The sequence below is a fragment of the Bisbaumannia salifodinae genome, assembly GCF_055388505.1.
Genome location: NZ_AP043781.1, coordinates 1,925,301 through 1,945,643, shown reverse-complemented (window position 1 = coordinate 1,945,643; position 20,343 = coordinate 1,925,301). Strand labels below are relative to the sequence as shown.

General features: G+C 69.1%; 17 protein-coding genes. 8 read left to right on the top strand and 9 right to left on the bottom strand.

Features of this window, described 5'->3' with window-relative positions; genetic code table 11:
• Positions 1–33: 33 nt before the first annotated feature.
• The gene (gene guaD / locus ACZ5EF_RS08765; protein ID WP_346060484.1) at positions 34–1,359 is read left to right on the top strand and encodes a guanine deaminase; all 1,326 of its coding nucleotides are present in this window, start codon (positions 34–36) and stop codon (positions 1,357–1,359) included.
• A gap of 459 nt (positions 1,360–1,818) precedes the next feature.
• Here the strand turns inward: guaD and ACZ5EF_RS08760 are convergent, their stop codons facing one another.
• From ACZ5EF_RS08760 to ACZ5EF_RS08730, 7 genes are all read right to left on the bottom strand, one after another.
• Positions 1,819–2,814 carry an adenosine deaminase gene (locus ACZ5EF_RS08760; protein ID WP_346060485.1) on the bottom strand — a complete coding sequence of 332 codons (996 nt, stop codon included), beginning with the start codon at positions 2,812–2,814 and terminating at the stop codon, positions 1,819–1,821.
• A gap of 61 nt (positions 2,815–2,875) precedes the next feature.
• Complete coding sequence (gene cydC / locus ACZ5EF_RS08755) at positions 2,876–4,576, bottom strand: thiol reductant ABC exporter subunit CydC (RefSeq protein WP_346060486.1); 1,701 nt, start codon at positions 4,574–4,576, stop codon at positions 2,876–2,878.
• Positions 4,569–4,703, bottom strand: a complete 135-nt coding sequence (locus ACZ5EF_RS08750) for a hypothetical protein (protein WP_346060487.1) — start codon at positions 4,701–4,703, stop codon at positions 4,569–4,571. Before ACZ5EF_RS08750 ends, cydC begins: the two co-directional genes overlap by 8 nt.
• The gene (gene cydD, locus ACZ5EF_RS08745; protein ID WP_346060488.1) at positions 4,696–6,357 is read right to left on the bottom strand and encodes a thiol reductant ABC exporter subunit CydD; all 1,662 of its coding nucleotides are present in this window, start codon (positions 6,355–6,357) and stop codon (positions 4,696–4,698) included. The genes ACZ5EF_RS08750 and cydD overlap by 8 nt, the downstream gene beginning before the upstream one ends.
• Positions 6,358–6,361: 4 nt before the next feature.
• Positions 6,362–7,363: a cytochrome d ubiquinol oxidase subunit II gene (cydB, locus tag ACZ5EF_RS08740; protein WP_346060489.1), complete on the bottom strand. Its 1,002-nt coding sequence runs from the start codon at positions 7,361–7,363 to the stop codon at positions 6,362–6,364.
• A 12-nt stretch (positions 7,364–7,375) separates the two neighbouring features.
• Positions 7,376–8,788, bottom strand: a complete 1,413-nt coding sequence (locus ACZ5EF_RS08735; protein ID WP_346060490.1) for a cytochrome ubiquinol oxidase subunit I — start codon at positions 8,786–8,788, stop codon at positions 7,376–7,378.
• 283 nt (positions 8,789–9,071) lie between these two features.
• Entirely contained in the window at positions 9,072–10,040 is a 969-nt protein-coding gene (locus ACZ5EF_RS08730) for a calcium/sodium antiporter (RefSeq protein ID WP_346060491.1), read from the bottom strand.
• 161 nt (positions 10,041–10,201) lie between these two features.
• On the opposite strand from ACZ5EF_RS08730, the gene ACZ5EF_RS08725 reads away from it, so the two are divergent.
• The 4 genes from ACZ5EF_RS08725 to ACZ5EF_RS08710 are packed head-to-tail and all read left to right on the top strand — an operon-like array spanning position 10,202 to position 14,196.
• Positions 10,202–11,479, top strand: coding sequence for a paraquat-inducible protein A (locus tag ACZ5EF_RS08725; RefSeq protein WP_346060675.1), 1,278 nt, complete (start codon positions 10,202–10,204; stop codon positions 11,477–11,479).
• The gene (gene pqiB, locus ACZ5EF_RS08720; protein WP_346060492.1) at positions 11,476–13,122 is read left to right on the top strand and encodes an intermembrane transport protein PqiB; all 1,647 of its coding nucleotides are present in this window, start codon (positions 11,476–11,478) and stop codon (positions 13,120–13,122) included. The genes ACZ5EF_RS08725 and pqiB overlap by 4 nt, the downstream gene beginning before the upstream one ends.
• Before the next feature lie 18 nt (positions 13,123–13,140).
• A complete protein-coding gene (locus tag ACZ5EF_RS08715; protein ID WP_346060493.1) occupies positions 13,141–13,716 on the top strand; it encodes a PqiC family protein in 576 nt (191 codons plus the stop codon).
• A gap of 12 nt (positions 13,717–13,728) precedes the next feature.
• Positions 13,729–14,196, top strand: a complete 468-nt coding sequence (locus ACZ5EF_RS08710) for a hypothetical protein (RefSeq protein WP_346060494.1) — start codon at positions 13,729–13,731, stop codon at positions 14,194–14,196.
• 228 nt (positions 14,197–14,424) lie between these two features.
• On the opposite strand, the gene ACZ5EF_RS08705 is transcribed toward ACZ5EF_RS08710, so the two are convergent.
• Positions 14,425–15,372: a glycerophosphodiester phosphodiesterase gene (locus ACZ5EF_RS08705; protein WP_346060495.1), complete on the bottom strand. Its 948-nt coding sequence runs from the start codon at positions 15,370–15,372 to the stop codon at positions 14,425–14,427.
• A 295-nt stretch (positions 15,373–15,667) separates the two neighbouring features.
• Here ACZ5EF_RS08705 and ACZ5EF_RS08700 point away from each other — a divergent pair, with 295 nt between their 5' ends.
• The 3 genes from ACZ5EF_RS08700 to ACZ5EF_RS08690 all read left to right on the top strand — a co-directional run bounded on the left by ACZ5EF_RS08700 (position 15,668) and on the right by ACZ5EF_RS08690 (position 18,905).
• Positions 15,668–17,014, top strand: a complete 1,347-nt coding sequence (locus ACZ5EF_RS08700) for a DEAD/DEAH box helicase (RefSeq protein WP_346060496.1) — start codon at positions 15,668–15,670, stop codon at positions 17,012–17,014.
• 108 nt (positions 17,015–17,122) lie between these two features.
• A complete protein-coding gene (locus ACZ5EF_RS08695) occupies positions 17,123–17,680 on the top strand; it encodes a hypothetical protein (protein WP_346060497.1) in 558 nt (185 codons plus the stop codon).
• Entirely contained in the window at positions 17,670–18,905 is a 1,236-nt protein-coding gene (locus tag ACZ5EF_RS08690; protein ID WP_346060498.1) for an MFS transporter, read from the top strand. Before ACZ5EF_RS08695 ends, ACZ5EF_RS08690 begins: the two co-directional genes overlap by 11 nt.
• Here the strand turns inward: ACZ5EF_RS08690 and ACZ5EF_RS08685 are convergent.
• Complete coding sequence (locus ACZ5EF_RS08685; RefSeq protein WP_346060499.1) at positions 18,902–20,323, bottom strand: MBL fold metallo-hydrolase; 1,422 nt, start codon at positions 20,321–20,323, stop codon at positions 18,902–18,904. The two genes, ACZ5EF_RS08690 and ACZ5EF_RS08685, sit on opposite strands and share 4 nt — an antisense overlap.
• Positions 20,324–20,343 lie beyond the last annotated feature (20 nt).

Genomic DNA, 20,343 nt, shown 5'->3' with positions numbered 1-20,343 from the left:
GGGTGGCCCGGCCACCCGCCCCTGGAGAATCCCATGAGCAACGCCCAGACTCGGGTCCTGCGCGGCCCCTTGCTGAGCTTTATCAACGACCCCGGCGAGGGCGACAGCCCCGCCGAGGGCAGCGTCCTGCACCTGGAAGATGGCGCCCTGTGGCTGGAAGACGGCCGCATCCGCGCCGCCGGCGACTACCGGGAGCTGGCCCCCCAGCTGCCCGCGGGTATCGAGGTGGTCGACTATTCCGGCAAGCTGATCCTGCCGGGCTTTATCGACAGCCATGTGCACTATGCCCAGCTCGATATCATGGCCTCCTACGGCCGCCAGCTGCTCGACTGGCTCAACGACTACACCTTCCCGGAGGAGTGCCGCTTCGCCGAGCGCGCCCACGCCGAGGAGGTCGCCGACGCCTTCCTCACCGAGATGCTGCGTGCCGGCACCACCAGCGCCCAGGTCTTCTGCACCTCGCACCCCAACTCGGTGGAGGCCTTCTTTAGCGCCTCCGAGAAGCGCGGCCTGCGCATGCTGGCCGGCAAGGTGCTGATGGACCGCCACGCCCCGGAGGCCCTCACCGACACCGCCGAGGGCGGCATCGCCGACAGCGAGCGGCTGATCGCCGACTGGCACGGCAAGGGGCGCCTCGGCTACAGCCTGACCCCGCGCTTCGCCCCCACCTCCACCCCGGCACAGCTGGATGCCACCGGCGGCATCCTGCGCAACGCCCCGGACCTGCACCTGCAGACCCACCTCTCGGAGAACAAGGGCGAGATTGCCTGGGTGGCGGAGCTGTTCCCGGAGTGCCGCGACTACCTGGCGGTCTACGAGCGCTTCGGCCTGGTGGGCCCGCGCAGCACCTTCGCCCACGGCATTCACCTGGACCAGGAGATGCGCAATCGCCTGGCCGCCGCCGGCGCCAATATCGCCTTCTGCCCCACCTCCAACCTCTTCCTGGGCAGCGGCCTCTTCGATCGCCAGGCCTGCCGCGACGCCGGCCTCAACACCACCCTGGCCAGCGACGTGGGCGGTGGCACCGACCTCTCGGGCCTGGCCACCCTCAAGGCCGCCTACCAGGTGGGCCAGTTGCTGGACCAGCCGATGACCGCCTGGCAGGGCTTCTACCGCCTGACCCTGGGCAATGCCCGGGCCCTGCACCTCGACCAGCATATCGGCAGCCTGCGCCCCGGCGCCGAGGCCGATATCGTGGTCCTCGACCCCGCCGCCACGCCGCTGCTGGCACGGCGCACCGCCCGCACCCAGAGCCTGGCGGAGACCCTCTTCGCGCTGATGATCCTCGGCGATGACCGGGCGGTCCATGCCACCTGGGCCGGTGGTCAATGCCTGCACCGGAGGGACGCCATCGCCTAAGACATCCTGAGTTTTCCTGTTGCCTCGCGCTATTGGGCGGCCATGCCATGCATGGACCGCCCCTTTTTACTGATGCTTCGCAGATCAGCGTGAAGGCCTGGTTGGCTACTGGGGTTGTGGGAGTCCGGATTCCGGCGGTCCGACGCTTCGGCGATTGGGCGACGCAGTCGCCCTTGGTGCCTGGCGGCGCCAATCACTCGGCATAGCCGAGTTCCCACAGGTAGGCTGGGTAGCTATTCCCACAGTGGGCTTGGTTAGCCACTGGTGTTGTGGGAGTTCGGGTTCCCCGAACGATTGGGCGACGCAGTCGCCCCTGGCGACAGCCAAGGCTTTCCAGATCGCCCTTCGGGCGATATCGCGCGGAATCCGCGCTCCCACGGAAACCATGGTGGCGGCTTGAGGGGCAACATAGAATCTCCCACAATGGTGTTCACGCCAGAATGCGTTGAACCTTTTTTATTACGCCATCGCCTCCAGTCGCTGCAGGAGATCGCGGCGCCGCGTCTCGGGCATAAAGGCCGCCTCCAGGGCGTTGCGCGCCAGGCCCAGGAAGATCGCCTCGTCCCAACCGAAGGCCCGCTGGCAGGCGAGGTAGTTGTCCAGCACGCCGCCGCCGAAGTAGGCGGGATCATCGGAGTTGAGGGTCAGGGTGAGCCCCGCCTCGAGCAACTGCGGCAGGGGCAGCTCGCCGAGCTCCTTGACCACCTTGAGGCGCAGATTGGAGAGCGGGCAGACGGTGAGGGGAATCCGCTCACCGGCCAGGCGTTGCAGCAACTCGGGATCCTCGATGGCGCGCACGCCATGGTCGATACGGCACACCCCCAGGCAGTCCAGGGCCTCGCGGATATAGGCCGGTGGCCCCTCCTCCCCGGCATGGGCCACCCGCGGCAGGCCCAGCTCCTTGGCCCGCCGGAACACCTCCGCGAACTTGCTCGGCGGGTGGTCCATCTCGGCGCTGTCCAGGCCCACCGCATCGATCAGTTCCCAGTAGGGGGAGGCCGCCTCCAGCACCTCCAGGGCCTCCTCGGCGGGGCGATCGCGCAGGAAGGCCAGGATCAGCCCCGTGGAAAGGCCCAGCTCCCGCTCGGCGTCACGCATGGCCCGATAGAGCCCCTCCACCGGTACCGCCAGGGGCAGCCCCCGGGCCAGATGGGCCTGGGGATCGAAATGCAGGTCCACATGCACCACGCCCTCGGCGTGGGCGCGGCGGAAGTAGCGCATCGCCAGCTCGTGGAAGTCCTCGCGCCGCTGCAGGACTCCCATGCCCTGGTAGTAGAGGTCGAGAAAGGATTGCAGGTCGTCGAAATCATAGGCCCGGCGTACCGCCTCCACATCGGCATAGGGCAGGTCCACCCGGTTGCGCTCGGCCAGCTCGAACATCAGCTCGGGCTCCAGGGTGCCCTCGATATGCAGATGCAGCTCGGCCTTGGGCAGACGGGTCAAAAAATCACGCATGGCCATCTCCTCATTGGGCTTTTACCTATCCTGCTAGATCTTGACCAGTTGCGCAAAGTTTCTACGTCAGCTGCCCTTCCACCAGGCGATAGCTGCGCCGGATCCCCGGTAGCGGCGCGGCATCCCGCCATTGATGGATCAGATAGAGCAGGCTGCGCCCCTCGAGCCAGGCATCCAGGCGCGCGGCGATGCGTGCCGCCATGGCCGCATCCACCCCGGCGAAGGGCTCGTCGAGGATCACCAGGCGGGCGCGCTCGCGCAGCAGCACCCGGGCCAGCGACAGGCGCCGCGCCTGGCCCCCGGAGAGCAGGCCGCCACCCTCGCCGACCCGGGTCGCCAGCCCCTGCGGCAGGGCCGCGGCCCAGTTATCCAGCTCGACCAGCGCCAGCACCCGCCACAGCGCCGCCTCCTCCGCCTCGGGGGCGGCCAGGCGCAGGTTGGCCGCCAGGCTATCGTCGAACAGCTCCAGCCGCTGGGTCTGCCAGGCCAGGGCCTCCCGCCAGGCCGCGGGCGACAGCGCACCGAGCGGCCGCCCCGCCACTTTGACCTCTCCTGCGGTGGCCGTCAGCTGGCCCGCCACCAGCGCCGCCAGGCTCGACTTGCCGGCCCCGGAGGCGCCCAGCAGGGCGATGCGCTCCCCCGGGGCCAGGCGCAGCGAGACCTCGCAGAGCGCCGGGGTCAGGGCCCCGGGATAACGCAGGGTCACGCCCTCCAGGGCGAGCTCGGGCACCCCCGCCGCCAGCGTCTGATCGCCTCCCAGGGGCGCCCGTGGTGCGGCCTCCAGGGCATTGAGCCGCTCGGCGGCGGCCAGGCTGGCGCCGAGCTGGGTAAAGGCCGCCGGCAACGCCGCCAGGGCCTCGCCCATGGCCAGCAGCGCCAGGGGCATCATCACCATCACCGGCCCCGATAGCTGACCTGCCTGATGGGCGGCTGCGGCCAGCCAGAGCGCCAGCACGGCGGTGCCACTCACCGTCAGCCCCACCAGAGCATTACCGACGGCGCTACGCAGCCCCAGCCGCCACTGGTCGGCATAGAGGGCCGATTCCTCGGCTTCCAGGCGCGTGCGCTGGCGCCCCAGGCTGCCATAGGCGATCCACTCGGGGAGGCCCTGCAGGGTCTCCACCGCCTGCCCGCGCAGCCGGTCGAGGCTCGCCACCCGGCGCCGGCTGGGGACCAGGCCCCAGCGCGCCTGGCCCAGCACCAGCCAGGCCCAGGCCAGCAACAACGGCAGCGCCACCAGGGCGCCGATCATGGGGGCAAAGAGCGCCAGGAAGCCCGCCACGCCGAGAATCGCCAGCAGCGCCACCAGCGGCGGTGCCAGCAGGCGCAGGTAGAGCCCATCCAGGGTATCGATATCGGCGGTCAGGCGATTGAGCCACTCGCTGGCCCGACGCCGGGCCAGCGAGTGGCCGTCGAGGCCGGCCAGCACCGCGAACAAGCGGGCGCGCAGGTCGGCCAGCAAGCGCAACACGCTGTCATGGTTATAGAGGCGCTCCAGGTAGCGGGCCACCGTGCGCGCCACGGCGAAGAAGCGGATCCCGCCCCCGGGCACATAGACATCCAGGCTGGCGGCCATCCCGGCGGCTAGCAGCAGGCCGGTCAGCGCCGTGGCGGTAATAAACCAGCCGGACAGGGCCAGCAGGCCGATGGCCGAGGCCACGGTGGCCAGCAGCAACAGGGCCCCCACTTGCAGGCGCCGGCGGCGCCGACCCAGGAGCCGCAACCAGGGGGCCAGGGTCTGGCGTAGCGAAGGGTTACTCATCGACCCCCTCCTCCGATTTCGCGCCATCGTCCAGGCGGATCACCCGATCGGCCAGGGCCAGCAGGGCCGGCTGGGTAATGGTCGAGACCACCACGCCCTGGGCTAGCCTAAGCGAAGACTCAGCCATCACTCACTTCCTCCGGCGTCGTGCCATCGTCCAGGCGGATCACCCGATCGGCCAGGGCCAGCAGGGCCGGCTGGTGGCTCGCCACCACCAGGGTGCGCCCCTCGGCGGCCAGGCTCTGCAGGCCACGAATCACCGCCGCCTCGCTGTCGCTGTCGAGGCTGGCGGTGGGCTCATCCAGCAGCACCAGGGGCGCCGCGGAGAGGAAGACCCGGGCCAGGGCCAGGCGCTGGGCCTGGCCCCCGGAGAGGCCACTGCCCCGCTCGCCCACCGGGGTCGCCAGGCCCTCCGGCAGCCGGGCCAACAGCTCACCGAGGCCGGCCCGCGTCAGGGCCGCGGTCATCGCGTCGTCACCGGCCTCCGGGGCCGCCAGGCGCAGGTTCTCCGCCAGGCTGCCCTGGAGGATCAGCGGCCGCTGATCCATCCAGGCCAGGGGCACGGCATCCCGGCGCAGTTCTCCCGACGCCGGCCCCATAAAGCCCGCCATCAGCCGCAGCAGGCTCGACTTGCCCGCCCCGGAGGGCCCGGCCAGGGCCAGGATCTCGCCGCGGCGCACCGCGAGATCCAGGGGCCCCACCACCACGCCCCGCCCGGGATAGGCCAGCGTGACCTCCTCGAGCTCTATCAGATGCGCCGAGGAACGAACGGGTGCCTGGACGGCCCCCTGGGGCGGCACTTCCTCGAGCAGCGCCACCAGGGACTCCGCCGCCCCCAGGGCCGCGGCCCGGTCATGATAGTGCTGAGCCAGGCTGCGCAGCGGCTGGAAGAACTCCGGCGCCAGCAGCAGCACCAGCAGGCCGCTGAACAGGGTCAGTTGCGGCGCGGGGCCGAAGTCGATATAGCCCAGCAGGCCGAACCCCACATAGATGGCCACCACGGCGATGGCCACCGAGGCGAAGAACTCCAGCACCGCCGAGGAGAGAAACGCCAGGCGCAGGGTCTTCATGCTGCGCTGGCGGTACTCGTCGGCGGCGGCGAAGACCTCCTCGGTGGCCGCCTGGGTGCGGTCGAAGAGCTGCAGGGTGGCCAGCCCCCGCACCCGATCGAGGAAATGCCCGGCCAGGCGGGTCACCGCGGCGAACTGCTCGCGATTGAGGCGCTCGGCGCCCATGCCCACCAGGGCCATAAAGAGCGGAATCAGCGGTGCGGCCAGCAAGAGGAACAGCGCCGCCAGCCAGTCGAGCCGGAACACCACCACCAGAATCGCCAGAGGCAGCAGCAGCGCCAGGCGCAACTGGGGCAGGAAGCGCGCGAAGTAGCCGTCCAGGGCCTCCATTTGCTCCACCAGTTGCGAGGCCAACCCGGCGCTATGGCGCCCCGCCAGCCCCACCGGCCCCAGGACCGTCAGGTGATCGAGGAGGCTATGACGCGCCCGCCGCCGAATGGCCAGGCTGGCGGCCTGGGAGAGCGCCTCCTGGCCCCACTGCAGCAGGGCACGAACCACCAGCACCGCCGCCAGGGCCAGGAAGGCGGGCATCAACTCGACCAAGGGGCGCTGATCCACCAGCAGGCGGGAGATCAACCAGGCCAGCAGCGCCATCTGCGCCAGGGTGGCCAGGCCGACGCCGACGCCGGCCAGGGTGGCCAGGCCCAGGCGCCGGCGCTCCCCCGCCGCCAGCTCGGTCAGCCAGCGGCGCGGCGTCAGGGGCTCCGGCATGGGCTTAATGGTATCCCTCACCCACCTTGACCTTGCCGCGGAACACCCAGTAGCTCCAGGCGGTGTAGGTCAGCACGATGGGAATCACGAAGAGCACCCCGATCAGCAGGAAGAGCTGGGACTCCGGCGCCGAGGAGGCGTCCCAGATGGTGTAGTCGGGTGGCACGATCACCGGCCACTTGCTGACCACCAGCCCCAGGTAGGTAAAGATATACAGGCCCACGGTGGCCACGAAGGGCAGGCCCTCGCGGCGCCGACGCACCGCCTGGATCAGCAGCAGCGCACAGCCCAGGGCCAGGGCCGGGAAGATCCAGATCAGCTGGATATGGCCGAACCAGCGCTCCCAGACATCCGGGTTCACGAAGGGCGTCCACAGGCTGATGATCAGGAACACCGCCAGCACCAGGGCCAGCAGGGTCGGGGTGATGCGGTAGGCCCACGCCTGCACATGCCCCTCCGACTTCATGATCAGCCAGGTGGCGCCGAGCAGCGCATAGCCGGCCATCAGGCCGAAGCCGGTGAGCACGCTGAACGGCGTCAGCCAGTCGAAGGGGCCACCCACATAGACGAAGTCCTCCACCGCGAAGCCCTGGATATAGGCGCCCACCACGGCGCCCTGGGCGAAGGCGGCCACCGCCGAGCCCCAGCTGAAGGCGCGGTTCCACCAGTGGCGGTTGGCCCGCGACTTGAAGCGGAACTCGAAGGCCACGCCGCGGAAGATCAGCCCCGCCAGCATCAGGAAGACGCCGATATAGAGTGCCGGCAGGAACACCGAATAGACCAGCGGGAAGGCCCCCAGCAGGCCGGCCCCGCCCAGCACCAGCCAGGTCTCGTTGCCGTCCCAGACCGGCGCCACCGAGTTCATCATCACGTCGCGGGAGTCCTCGTCCGGGGCGAAGGGGAAGAGGATCCCCAGCCCCAGGTCGAAGCCGTCCATCAGCACGTACATGATCACGCCGAAGCCGATGATGACGGCCCAGATCAATGCCAGATCGATAGTACCCATCATATCGCCTCCTTAGCGATTGGCAGCGGTGGCCGCGGGGCCATCGTCGAAGGGGGTATGGCTGGCCGACAGCGGGCGCATGGCACGCTCCACCTCGCCCTGGATCTCCTCGCCGTCCTGCATGCCCTGGCGCACCACCCGGGTCAGGTAGTAGACCCCGGCCCAGAACACCAGCGCATAGACCGCCACATAGCCGATCAGGGTAAACAGCGCCATGCCGCCGGTGAGCGAGGGGGTCAGCGCCTCGCTATGGCTCATCTGGCCATAGACCAGCCAGGGGGCGCGGCCGATCTCGGTGACGAACCAGCCCGCCAGCACGGCGATAAAGGGGGTCACGCTCATCAGCCGCAACAGCTGCAGGAAGCCGCGATGCTCATAGAGGCGCCCGCCGCGACGCAGCCAGAGCCCCGCCACCGCCACGGCGATCATCAGCAGGCCCAGGCCCACCATGACCCGGAACGACCAGAACACCAGCCACACCGGCGGCTGCTCCTCCGGCTCCACCTCGCTCAGCCCCGGCACCACCCCGGCGGGATCATGGGTGAGGATCAGGCTCGCCAGGCTGGGGATGCCGATCTCGAAGCGGTTGGTCTGGTTGGCCTGATCGGGAATCGCGAACAGCAGCAGCGGCACATGGCTCGAGGTCTCCCAGTGCCCTTCCATGGCGGCCACCTTGGTGGGCTGGTGCTCCAGGGTGTTGAGGCCATGGAAGTCCCCCACCACCGCCTGGGCGGGGGCCAGCACCAGCAGCAGCCACAGGCACATGGAGAGCGCCTTCTTGTTGGCCTCCACGTCGCGCCGGATCAGCAGGTACCAGGCGCTGACCCCGGCCACCACGAAGCCGCCGGTGAGGAAGGAGGCCAGCACCATATGGGTGAAGCGGTAGGGGAAGGAGGGATTGAAGATCGCCTCCCCCCAGGCCAGCACATGGAAGCGCCCATCGATCAGCTCGGCCCCCGCCGGGGTCTGCATCCAGCTATTGGCGGCGAGAATCCAGAAGGCGGAGATAAAGGTGCCCAGCGCCACCATAAGGGAGGCAAACAGATGCACCCCCTGGGGGACCTTGCCGCGCCCGAACAGCAGCACGCCGAGGAAGCCCGCCTCCAGGAAGAAGGCGGTGACCACCTCGTAGCTGAGCATGGGACCCAGGAAGTTGGCGGAGGCCAGGGAGAAGTTGCTCCAGTTGGTGCCGAACTGGAAGGACATCACGATGCCCGACACCACCCCCATGCCGAAGACCACGGCGAAGACCTTGGTCCAGAACAGCGCCAGTCGATCCCAGGCGGGATTGGCGGTCTTGTAGAAGAGGCCATGCAGCAAGGCGATATAGGACGCCAGGCCGATCGTGAAGACCGGAAATATCGCGTGAAAGGACACCACGAACGCGAACTGGATTCGCGATAGCAGTAAGGGGTCAAGCTCCATGGTTGTCTCCCTGATGGCGAGCGTAAGCCGATGATGCTAATTGAGCCTAGTGACAAATTCGGCTCGCGTCGTGACGCGAGCCTATCTGGATATGCTTATGCTAGGCCCCTGGGGCATCAGGGGGAATGGATGAGCTCCCGCCAGGGTGTGTCCGGTTGCCGCAGTTGGGCGACTTTTGGCTGTGGTGGATTGCCGCAGTGCGCCGCGGCCGACCAGGAAACCTCGCCGGGCACTGGCCCGGCGGGGTCCCTTCCCGACGGCCCGGGCCGTCGGCGCGACAGTCTCAGGCGGTGCCCAGCAACCAGCCCAGATACCCCAGGTAGGCGACATAGATGGCCAGCAGCGCGCCCCCTTCGAAGCGGTTGATGCGCCCGTCGCGGCCCCGCCAGCCGATGGCGAAGATGGCCATCAGCAGGGTCATGACCGCCATCACCGGCCAGTCGCGCATCATCACCTCGCCACCGGCATCGATCGGGGCGATCGCCCCCGCCAGGCCCACCACCCCCAGGGTATTGAAGAGGTTGGAGCCCACCACATTGCCCAGCACCAGGTCGTGCTCGCGGCGCCGCAGGGCGCTGAGGGAGGCGGCCAGTTCCGGCAGGGAGGTGCCCACCGCCACCACGGTCAGGCCGATCACCAGGTCGCTGACGCCGAGGCTCTCGGCGATCGCCACCGCGCCCCACACCAGCAGGCGGGAGCTGGCCACCAGCAGCACCAGGCCGACCAGGGTCCAGCCCAGGGCCCTGGGCAGCGCCATGGGCGTCTCGGCGAGCAGCTCCTCGGTCTCGTCGCCGAGGCTATCGGCCTGGCGGCCCTGCCACAGGCTGTAACCGATAAACACGGCCAGCAGCCCCAGCAGCAGCCAGGCATCGCCATGCCCCACCACCCCGTCGCGCAGCTGCCATAGCGCCAGCAGGGTGATAGCGCCGAGGATCGGCAGCTCGCGGCGCAACACCCGGGAGTGCACCGCCAGCGGCGAGATCAACGCCACCAGGCCGAGGATCAGGCCGATATTGGCGATATTCGAGCCATAGGCGTTGCCCAGGGCCAGGCCGGGGTTACCCTGCCCCGCCGCCAGCGCCGAGACCGCCAGCTCCGGCGCCGAGGTGCCGAAGCCCAGCACCAGCATGCCGATCACCAGCGGTGGCAACCCCAGATGCCGCGAGGTGGCCGCGGCCCCGGCGACGAAACGGTCGGCACTCCATACCAGCACCACCAGCCCCAGGGTGATGGCAGCTAACCAGAGCAACATGATCTCTCCTTTTACATAAGTGTTGGTTGTAGAAGCCCAGCGACCTTGCATAATGAGCCATAATGCCCCACCCACTCAGGAGGCTTGCCGTGTCATCGCTTCCTTCGCCACAGGCCGCGCCTACCGGGGCCGCGCTCGACGAGCCGCGGCATGGTGCCACATTGCCGCCACGGCGGCTACGCGCCTGTCACGAGTGCGACTGGGTCTCGGCGCTGCCACCGCTGCGCCCCGGCGAGAAGGCCGACTGCCCGCGCTGTGGGCATACCCTGGTGAGGCGCCACTATCGGGCCGCCCAACGCAGCCTGGCCCTGGCCATCGCCGCCCTGGTGGCCCTGGCGCTGGGCATCGGCTTCCCCTTCGTCAGCTTCCAGGTGGGCGGCATCGGTAACCGCATCGAGCTGACCCAGACCGCCACGACCCTGATCGGCTTCCACCAGCCCCTGGTGGCCATCGTGGTGCTGCTGACCATCGTGGTGCTGCCGGCGCTCTACCTGGCCGGCGTCATCTGGCTGCAGGGCGGCCTGATGCGCGGCACCCCCTGGCCCGGCAGCCACGCCCTGGCCCGCTCCCTGAGCCACCTCAACCCCTGGATGATGGCGGACGTCTTTATCATCGGCGCCCTGGTCAGCCTGATTAAGGTCGCCGGCCTGGCGGAGGTCCAACTGGGCACCGCCTTCTGGGCCTTCTGCGCCTTCGCCCTGCTGCTGCTGATGACCACCCAGTCCATCGATGGCGACTGGATGTGGTTCACCCTGGCCGGCGAGCCCCGCGCCCCGGAGGGCACCCTGGCCGCACAGTGCGCCGCCCCCCAGGGCATCACCGGCTGCCCCACCTGCGGCCTGATCGGTCGCCTCGACGGCCGCGGCCGCGGTCAATGCCGGCGCTGCGGGGAACGCCTGCGCGCCCGCCTGCCGCACAGCCTGCAGCGTACCTGGGCGCTGCTGGCGGCGGCCTGCATGATGTATGTGCCGGCCAATGTCTACCCCATCATGACCACCACCAGCCTCGGCCATAGCGAGCCCTCCACCATCATCGGCGGGGTGGTGGACCTGTGGCAGATGGGCTCCTGGCCGGTGGCCGCGGTGATCTTCGTCGCCAGCATCATCGTACCGGTGGGCAAGGTCGTCGCCCTGGCCTGGCTGTGCCTGGTGGTCCGGCGCAGCGACGAACTGCACGCCTCGGTGCGTACCAAGCTCTACCGGGCCACCGAGTTCATCGGCCGCTGGTCCATGGTGGACGTCTTCGTGGTGGCCATCCTGGTGGCCCTGATTCGCGCCGGTAGCCTGATGTCGATTACCCCGGGCCCCGCCGCCCTGGCCTTCGCCGGCGTGGTGGTGCTGACCATGCTGGCCGCCATGACCTTCGATCCTCGGCTGATCTGGGATCCCCCCTCGTCCCCTCGGCCTACCTCTTCTGCGTCTCAAGGAAGTTCACGATGACCGACACGCCCCGTCAGGATGACAGCCGCGCCCGGGTGAGCCCCCAGGCCCGGATCTCGCCGATCTGGATCGTTCCCCTGGTGGCGCTGATGATAGGCCTGTGGTTGATCTACGATAACTACAGCCGCCGCGGCCCCCAGATCACCCTGGAGATGCCCAACGCCGAGGGCATCGAGGCCGGCACCCTGATCAAGACCCGCAACGTGGACATCGGCCGGGTCGAGCGGGTCGCCCTCTCCGACGACCTGGGGCATGCCGAGATCACCGCCCGCCTCTCCCCGGGCAGTGAGCGCATGCTGGTGGAGGACACCCGCTTCTGGGTGGTCAAGCCGCGTATCGGCCGCGAGGGCATCAGCGGCCTGAACACGGTGCTCTCCGGCGCCTACCTGCAACTCCAGCCCGGCAGCAGCGACACCGCCCAGCGCCACTTCCAGGTCCTCGACCTGCCCCCGGCGTCTCCCGCCGACGCCGAGGGCCTGCGCATCACCCTGATCAGCCAGCTGGGTAACTCCCTGCGCCTCGGCGACCCGGTCACCTACCAGGGCTACACCGTGGGCCGGGTCGAGAGCGCCGAGTTCGACCCGGAGGCGCGGCGCATGCGCCACCGCCTGTTTATCGAAAGCCCCTACGACACCCTGGTCACCGACAGCACCCGCTTCTGGTCGGCCAGCGGCGTCGACCTGCGCCTCGACTCCGAGGGCTTCCGGGTCAGCATCGAGTCCTTCGAGGCGCTGCTCGGCGGTGGCGTGACCTTCGGCGTGCTGGAGGACCTGCCCCTGGGCAACCCGGTGGCCGAGGATGTCACCTTCACCCTCTATCCCGACGAGGAGAGCGCCCGCCAGGGCACCTTCAATCGCTACCTGGAGTATGTGCTGCTGGTGGACGACACCGTGCGTGGCCTCTCCCGCGGCGCACCGGTGGAGTTTCGCGGCGTGCGCATCGGCACCGTGGCCGCCGTGCCCTGGCGCTTCAGCGCTCCCCAGCCCAACGGTCGCCAGGGCTTCGCCATCCCGGTGTTGATCCGCATCGAGCCCCAGCGCCTGGGAGGAGAGGGCGAGCTCATCCTGGAAGAATGGCAGGCGCGCTTCGAGCGGCTCTTCGGCCTCGGCCTGCGTGCCAGCCTCAAGTCCGGCAACCTGCTGACCGGGGCCCTGTTCGTGGACCTCAACTTCCACCAGGATGGCGAGCCCTATGTGGTCGAGGAATTCGAATCGCGCCAGGTCTTCCCCACCACCTCGGGGGGCCTGGCGCAGATCGAGCAGAAGGTCTCGAGCCTGCTCGACAAGCTCAATGCCCTGGAGATGGAGCCCATCCTCGATGGCCTGGCGAGCAATTTGGCCGGGACCGAAGCGCTGGTGGGTGAGGTCCGCGAGCTCACCGAGCGGGTCGGCGGCCTGCTCGACAGCCCCGAGACCCAGGCCCTGCCGGGCAATGTCAATCGCGCCCTGGAGAGCCTGCAGCAGACCCTGGAGGGGGCCTCGCCCCAGGGCGAAGGCTACCAGGAGCTGATTCGCACCCTGGAGCGCTTCGAGCGGCTGATGCGCGAGATGCAGCCGGTGATACGCACCCTGGACGAGGATCCCCGGGCGCTGCTCTTCGACCGCAACGACGGCGATCCCCAACCCCGCGCCCCGCGCCCCTGACCCGAACAAGGAGGTTTCATGTCGCGCCTGATACTCCCGCTGCTGCTCCTTGCCCTGCTGGCCGGCTGCGCCGGCGGCGGCGCCTCGACACAGCGCTATGCCCTGCCCGGCCCCGAGGCGGCACCGAGTGCCGGTGAGACCCGGCTACTGATCGCCCCCCTGCATCTGGTGGAGTACCTCAACCAGGAAGGCATCGTCCTGCAACTGGACGATATCAGCCGCCACCAGGCCCGCGAGCACCGCTGGATCGAGGCCCCGGGCCCGCACCTGGCTCGCGGGCTGCGCGATCGCCTGGCCGAGCGGCTGCCCCGGGCCCGGGTGGCCCTGGCCCGCAGCGGCGACGCCCCGGCGCCGCGCCTGCGGCTCGAGGTGGAACGCTTCGAGGGACGCTATGATGGGATGGCCATCGCCGGCGGCACCTGGCGCCTGGAGTCGGCAGAGGGTGAGCCGCTGGCCCAGGGGCGCTTCCATGCCGAACGCCCGCTGGCCGGCGATGGCTATCCGGCCCTGGTGCGCGCGCTCGGCGAGAGCTGGGACGCGGTGGCCGACCAACTCGCCGCGGCCCTGGCGCCGCGGCTGATGACCGACCGTTAGAGGAAGAAGGCCATGGAAGACGCCCAGATAAGCGCCCTGTTGCAAGCCATTCGAGAACTGCATCAGGAGGTCGAGGGTGCCGAGGGCGCCGACGCCGAGACCCGCCGCCATGTGCTGAGCATGGCCCGGGTACGCCTAAGCACCCTGGAAGTCCCGGCCTCGCTGCCCGAGGCGATCCACGACGGCCTGCACCGCGCCCATCGGCACCTGGCCGAGCTGGCCCTGGCGCTCTACCGCGAGGGCGGCTGCGACGACCTGGACGAGGCGGGACGCCAGGCCTACCTGGACGAGCATGCCGCGCCCCTGACCACCATCGCCGGCGTCGGCGCCACCCTGGCCCGGCGCCTCTTCCTGCACGGCCTGGTCAGCCGTGAACAGCTGGAGGACGTCGACGAGGTCACCCTGGCCCGGGTGCCCGGCCTCAATGCCGGCCACCGGGCGCGGATCCTCCGGGCCCTGGGACGCGACGAGGCGGGCTAAGCCTCCCCCCCCGGTGGGGGATTCTATGTTGCCCCTCAAACCATCACCGTGATTCTGTGGGAGCTCGGCTTTGCCGAGCGATTGGCGCCGCCAGGCGCCCCATGGCGAGCCCACCATCATCGGGACACCCTCCACCGACAAGCCTGCTCACTATTGCCCGTTCTGGGCCTCCTTCAAACATACAAGCTAGCTTTAGCCGCGGTCCGACGTCTCGGCGATTTGGCCCGGTCACTCGGCCGGCACCAGCTCGCCGAGGCGATCCGGGAAATTGGTGAAGAGGCCATCCACGCCCCAGTCCACCAGCCGCGCCATGGTCTCGCCGTCGTTGATGGTGTAGATATGCACCAGCAGGTCGTTGGCCTGGGCCTGGCGTACGAAGTCGCCATCGATCACCTCGCGGCCATCATCGTAGGTCAGGTTGGTGCCCACCCCGATGGCATAGTCGGCGATCGCCTGGAAGTCGGTATCGCGGATCTCCTCCGGGGCCGGCGTCACCCCACTCCACTCCACCAGGGCCTCGGCGCCCTCCTCTTCCGGGGAGTACCAGAGCAGTTGAATCAATGGCAGCTCGGCATCGAGCTCATGCACCCGCAGCAGGCTCTGCCGGTCGAAGGACTGAATCAGCACCCTTTCGGGTTCCGCCAACCCATGGGCTTCGAGGCGCTCCACCAGGGCTTCCTCCAGCCCGGGATTGAGGTGCGGCGACTTGGTCTCCAGGTAGTAGCGCACGGAGTCGCCATAGCGCGCGAAGATCTCATCCAGGCTGAGGATCCGCGCCCCCTCATAGGCCGTCTCGGCCCGCTCGGGAAAGGCCTCGTTGAACCAGCGGCCCGCATCCAGGGCCTGCAGTTCGGCGAGGGTGAACTCACTCACGGCGCCCTCGACCCCGGTGGTCCGCGCCATGTCGTCGTCATGGAAGGCCACCAGCTCGCCATCCGCGGTGACCTGGACATCCAGCTCCAGGTAGTCGGCACCCATGTCCAGGGCCTGCTCCAGGGCCGGCCAGGTCTGCTCCGGGGCATGACCACTGGCGCCGCGATGAGCAATCACCGCGAACGCCTGGTGAGCTTCCTGCATCGCCGGACGATCGGGCGCCTCGGCCAGGACGAGGCCACTGGCGCCAATCCCGGCCAGGCCAGTGAGAAGCGCGGAGATCGCGGGTTTCGAAACGTGCATCGGGGCTCCTTGCCTTTCGCGGCTGATCGGTGACGATATTTATTTGAACAAGCAATCAAATACGCTACTGAAACGAGCGTTGGACAACAACCCCTTGATCTCACGCGACTCCCGCCCGCCGCGACCCAATGCCACGGCCAAGGGCCTCGCACTGAAGGGGCTTTTCTGTCATGATGCCGGCGCGGCGTTTACTAGTCCCTCCTGCCGCACCTGTCACCCGATGTTTCTTGACCCGCCGCCCGGGACTCTCGCCGCCATTGCCGCGGCGGATGGCGACGGGGTCGATGGAGTTTCCATGAGCTTTTCCGATCTCGGCCTGCGTGCCGAACTGCTGCGTGCCGTCGAGGCACAGGGCTACACTACCCCGACCCCGATCCAGCGCCAGGCGATTCCCGCCGTGCTGGGTGGCGGCGACCTGCTGGCCAGCGCCCAGACCGGTACCGGCAAGACCGCCGGCTTTACCTTGCCGATGCTGCAGCGCCTGGCCGATGGCCCGCGTCCCGGCAAGCGCCAGGTGCGCGCCCTGGTGCTGACCCCGACCCGGGAACTGGCCGCCCAGGTGGGCGAGAGCGTGGCCGACTATGGCCGCCACCTGACCCTGAAGAGCCACGTGATCTTCGGCGGCGTCGGCCAGCAGCCCCAGGTGGATGCCATCCGCCCCGGCCTGGACGTGCTGGTGGCCACCCCCGGCCGCCTGCTCGACCTGCACCAGCAGAAGCACGTCGACCTGTCACGCATCGAGATCCTGGTGCTGGATGAAGCCGATCGCATGCTCGACATGGGCTTTATCCACGACATCAAGAAGGTGCTGAAGCTGCTGCCGGAGAAGCGCCAGAACCTGCTCTTCTCGGCCACCTTCTCCGACGAGATCCAGACCCTGGCCCACAAGCTGCTCGACAACCCGGCCAAGATCGAGGTAGCACGCCGCAACACCACCGCCGAGACCGTCGACCAGGCAGTCTACAAGGTCGACCGGGAGAAGAAGCGCGAGCTGCTGGCGCATCTGATCAGCGAGCAGCAGTGGTATCAGGTGCTGGTCTTCACCCGCACCAAGCATGGCGCCAATCGCCTCGCCGAGCAGCTCAGCAAGCAGGACATCCCGGCCATGGCCATCCATGGCAACAAGAGCCAGTCGGCCCGCACCAAGGCGCTGTCGTCCTTCAAGAGTGGCGAGCTGCAGGTGCTGGTGGCCACCGATATCGCCGCCCGCGGCCTGGATATCAGCGAGCTGCCCTATGTGGTCAACTTCGAGCTGCCCAACGTGGCCGAAGACTATGTGCACCGGATCGGCCGCACCGGCCGTGCCGGCAGCGAGGGCCAGGCGGTGTCGCTGGTCTGCGTCGACGAGCACGGCCTGCTCAAGGGCATCGAGCGGCTGATCAAGCGCGACCTGGAGAAGCGCATCGTGCCCGGCTTCGAGCCCGACCCCAATGCCAAGCCCGAACCCATCGAGAATGGTCGTAACCGCGGTCGCGGCAATGGGGGCCGGGGTGGTAATGGTGGCCGGAGCAACGGCGGCCGAGGCCAGGACCAGCAACGCCGCCAGGGTGGCGAGGCGCGTCAATCCAGTGGTCGCGACAACGATGCCGCCAAGCCGGCGCGTCGGCGTCGCCGTCCGCGCCGCCCGGCCCAGCAAGGCTAAGCCCGGAATCGCTTCAGGCCAGCGCCCCTATCGCTGGCCTGCTTCATTGCTTTATGCGAATGTACGATTCTGATACCCCCACGCTAATCACAGCAATACTGATGCCCCATGCTTAGCATGTTCAAAGGCAAGCCCCCCGAATGCTGGATCATCAAGCAGATCGATGACGACCTGCTGCATCTGTGTGGTCGCGGCCTGGCCACCGCCAAGGGACGCGCCAAGGCCCTGCTGGAGACGCTGCATCTCGGCAGCTACGAGGGTCCCATCAGTTTCGACACCAGCGGGCTGGTGCTCAATTCGCGGCTCTTTGCCGCCCTGGTGCCCCTGGAGGCACTGAGCATCGACGATCAGGGACAGGCCCATTGGCAGGGGCGCGTCTGGCGGGTCGCCTGGGTGCCCCAGCGCTGCTGGGCCTATGAGGGCCATCTGACCACCCAGTTGAGCCCGGTGGGAGCCCGTCCGGGCCTGATCAGCGTGGAAGACGTCACCACCATCCGTGCCAAGGCCGCCCCCCAGGCGGCACCCCGCAATCCACAACTCTATGGTCTCGAGGCGCTGGAGGGTATCACCACCGAGCGGGGCGCCCAGCAAGGACAGTCCGGTCATCGCTGGTCGGGCCCCGCCGCCGTGGGAGGCCGTGAACGTCGAGACAGACATGGCCGCTAGTCAACCCATGCCATCGCGGGGACGCCTGATCGGCTTCCTCGCCCTGATGGTCCTGGTGGGTCTCAACCTGAGACCCGCCCTCTCTTCGCTATCGCCGCTGCTCAATCGCATCCAGGCCGACACCGGCCTGTCGCCCCTGGGCATCGGCGCCCTGACCACCCTGCCGGTACTCTGCCTGGGGCTCTTCGCGCCCCTGGCGCCCTGGCTGGCCAAGCGCCTGGGCCCCGAGCGCGCCCTGTCGCTGGCCCTGTTGCTGCTGGCCGGTGCCCTGCTGCTGCGCGCCAACCAGCTGACGCCCTTGCTCTATCTAGGCACCCTCGGGGTCGGCGCCGCCATCGGCATCGCCGGCTCCCTGCTGCCGGCCCTGGTCAAGCGGGAACTGCCCAAGGGCGCCGACCTGATGACCGGGGTCTATACCATGGCGCTGTGCCTGGGTGGTGCCCTGGGCGCCGGGCTCGGCATCCCGCTGGCCGACTGGCTGGGCGACTGGCACCTGAGCCTGGCCAGTTGGGCCCTGCTGGCCCTGGCCGCCCTGGCGGCCTGGCGACTGGGCATGCCCCACCCCAGGCCGCCGGCCCCCGGCAGCCTGCCCAAGGCCCCACGCGTCCGGCTATGGCGCCACTCCCTGGCCTGGCAGGTCACGGCCCTGATGGGCAGCCAGTCGTCACTGGCCTATATCGTCTTCGGCTGGCTGCCGGTGCTGCTGCAGCGGCGCGGCCTGAGCGAGGGCGAGGCGGGCTGGTTGCTGGCCGGTTCGGTGATGGTACAGCTGATCTCGGCGCTCGGCGCCCCCTGGCTGGCCCGCCTGCATCGCGACCAGCGCCCCGCCATGCTGCTGATGCTGGGGCTGACCACCGCCGGCTTCGTGATCCTGCTGCAGGCACCGCTCTCCCAGCGCTGGCTGGGGGCCACCCTGCTCGGCCTCGGTCAGGGCGGCGCCTTCAGCCTGGCGTTGACCATGATCGTGCTGCGCAGCGGCGACTCGCGCCTGGCCGGCAAGCTCTCCGGCATGGCCCAAGGCTTCGGCTATACCCTGGCGGCCATGGGCCCCCTGGTCATCGGCCTGCTGCTGCAACTGGGCGCCGACCTGACCACCGTCACCGGCGTACTGGTGGGCATCGCCGGCTTCGCCGCCATCGTTGCCTGCCTGGCCGGGCGCAACCGGCGCCTGGAATTCGATGATCAGGGCACCCTGATCACCCGGGTCTACAAGAAGCGACGCTAGCCGGTGGGAATCACCACCTCCATGGCCACCTCGCGCTGGGCGGCCATGGTCTCCAGGGCCTCCTTGAGGGCCTGCTTGGCCTCTCGATCACCATGCACCAGGCGCACCTGACGCGGCCAGCGACGCATGCGGCGAATAAAGTTGAGCAGGTCCCGGGCATCGGCATGGGCCGAGTAGCCGCCCAGGCTCTCCACCTTGGCGCGGATCGCGTAGCGCCGCCCCTCCAGCTCGACCCAGCCGCCCCGGGGGCCGTACCGCTGAATCGCCCGCCCCGGGGTGCCCCGGGCCTGATAGCCGACGAACAGCACCTGATGGCAGGGGTCGCCGAGCATCGCCTTGAGGTAATCGACGATACGCCCGCCCGCCGCCATGCCGCTGGCGGCGATCACCACCGCCGGGCGCCGCGTCTCGGTCAGGTGCGTCACGCAGCGCTGGTGCTCGGCGTCGCTCTCCGGGGTATGCAGGGTCTCGAAGTCCAGCGGATGGCGCCCCGCCCGCAGGCGCCGCTGCGCCTCGGCGTCCCAGAAGGGGCGCAGCCGGCGGTAGGCCTGGGTAAAGCGTGCCGCCAGGGGCGAATCGACGATGATCGCCAGCTCGCCCCATAACCGTTGAGCCTCGCCGCCCTGGCGGCGGGCACGATAAATGATCCCCTCCAGTTCGTAGAGCAACTCCTGGGTGCGGCCGATGCTGAAGGCCGGGATCAGCACGCTGCCGCCATCGGCCAGGGCCGCCTCGACGGCCGTCTGGAGGCGATCCCGGCGCTGGCGACGATCCTCGTGACGGCGATCGCCATAGGTGCTCTCCAGCACCACCACATCGGCGCCATGGGGCGAACGCGGCGCCGGCAGCAGCGGCGCGTGGGGCGCCCCCAGGTCACCGGAGAAGACCACCCGCTGGTGCTCGCGGCGCGCCTTGTCCCGCCAGTCGACCTCCACATAGGCGGAGCCGAGAATATGTCCGGCGCGTTGCAGACGCACCCGCACCCGGTGGCCGGCGTCATCCACCAACTGGTGCCACTGGCGATACGCCAGGGGCACCAGTTGGGCGCTGACCCGCGCCAGGAAACGCTCGATCAACCGGCGATCCCGGGTAAAGCCCACCCGCAGGGCGTCCTCGATCACCAGGGGCAGCAGCTCGGCGCTCGGTTCGCTGCACAAAATCGGCCCCTCGAAACCGGCCGCCACCAGATAGGGCAGCCGGCCGATATGATCGATATGCACATGGGTGACCACCAGGCCCAGGACGCCCTCCAGGGAGAAATCGACGCGCTGTCGCTCGAAGGCCTCACCGCCGGCCTCCTCGCCCTGGAAGAGACCGCAGTCCACCAGCAGCGAACGCTGCTCGTCGATATGCAGGCGGTGGCAACTGCCAGTGACGCCATCCACGGCGCCGTGGTGGCTGATGGTCATGGGGTCCATGGCGAGGCCTCCCTTCCTCT

Bases quoted from the DNA above. Each gene is read 5' to 3' on its own strand.
- guaD (WP_346060484.1), top strand. From the start codon at position 34: ATGAGCAACGCCCAGACTCGGGTCCTGCGCGGCCCCTTGCTGAGCTTT.
- ACZ5EF_RS08760 (WP_346060485.1), bottom strand. From the start codon at position 2,814: ATGCGTGATTTTTTGACCCGTCTGCCCAAGGCCGAGCTGCATCTGCAT.
- cydC (WP_346060486.1), bottom strand. From the start codon at position 4,576: ATGAGTAACCCTTCGCTACGCCAGACCCTGGCCCCCTGGTTGCGGCTC.
- ACZ5EF_RS08750 (WP_346060487.1), bottom strand. From the start codon at position 4,703: ATGGCTGAGTCTTCGCTTAGGCTAGCCCAGGGCGTGGTGGTCTCGACC.
- cydD (WP_346060488.1), bottom strand. From the start codon at position 6,357: ATGCCGGAGCCCCTGACGCCGCGCCGCTGGCTGACCGAGCTGGCGGCG.
- cydB (WP_346060489.1), bottom strand. From the start codon at position 7,363: ATGGGTACTATCGATCTGGCATTGATCTGGGCCGTCATCATCGGCTTC.
- ACZ5EF_RS08735 (WP_346060490.1), bottom strand. From the start codon at position 8,788: ATGGAGCTTGACCCCTTACTGCTATCGCGAATCCAGTTCGCGTTCGTG.
- ACZ5EF_RS08730 (WP_346060491.1), bottom strand. From the start codon at position 10,040: ATGTTGCTCTGGTTAGCTGCCATCACCCTGGGGCTGGTGGTGCTGGTA.
- pqiB (WP_346060492.1), top strand. From the start codon at position 11,476: ATGACCGACACGCCCCGTCAGGATGACAGCCGCGCCCGGGTGAGCCCC.
- ACZ5EF_RS08715 (WP_346060493.1), top strand. From the start codon at position 13,141: ATGTCGCGCCTGATACTCCCGCTGCTGCTCCTTGCCCTGCTGGCCGGC.
- ACZ5EF_RS08710 (WP_346060494.1), top strand. From the start codon at position 13,729: ATGGAAGACGCCCAGATAAGCGCCCTGTTGCAAGCCATTCGAGAACTG.
- ACZ5EF_RS08705 (WP_346060495.1), bottom strand. From the start codon at position 15,372: ATGCACGTTTCGAAACCCGCGATCTCCGCGCTTCTCACTGGCCTGGCC.
- ACZ5EF_RS08700 (WP_346060496.1), top strand. From the start codon at position 15,668: ATGAGCTTTTCCGATCTCGGCCTGCGTGCCGAACTGCTGCGTGCCGTC.
- ACZ5EF_RS08695 (WP_346060497.1), top strand. From the start codon at position 17,123: ATGCTTAGCATGTTCAAAGGCAAGCCCCCCGAATGCTGGATCATCAAG.
- ACZ5EF_RS08690 (WP_346060498.1), top strand. From the start codon at position 17,670: ATGGCCGCTAGTCAACCCATGCCATCGCGGGGACGCCTGATCGGCTTC.
- ACZ5EF_RS08685 (WP_346060499.1), bottom strand. From the start codon at position 20,323: ATGGACCCCATGACCATCAGCCACCACGGCGCCGTGGATGGCGTCACT.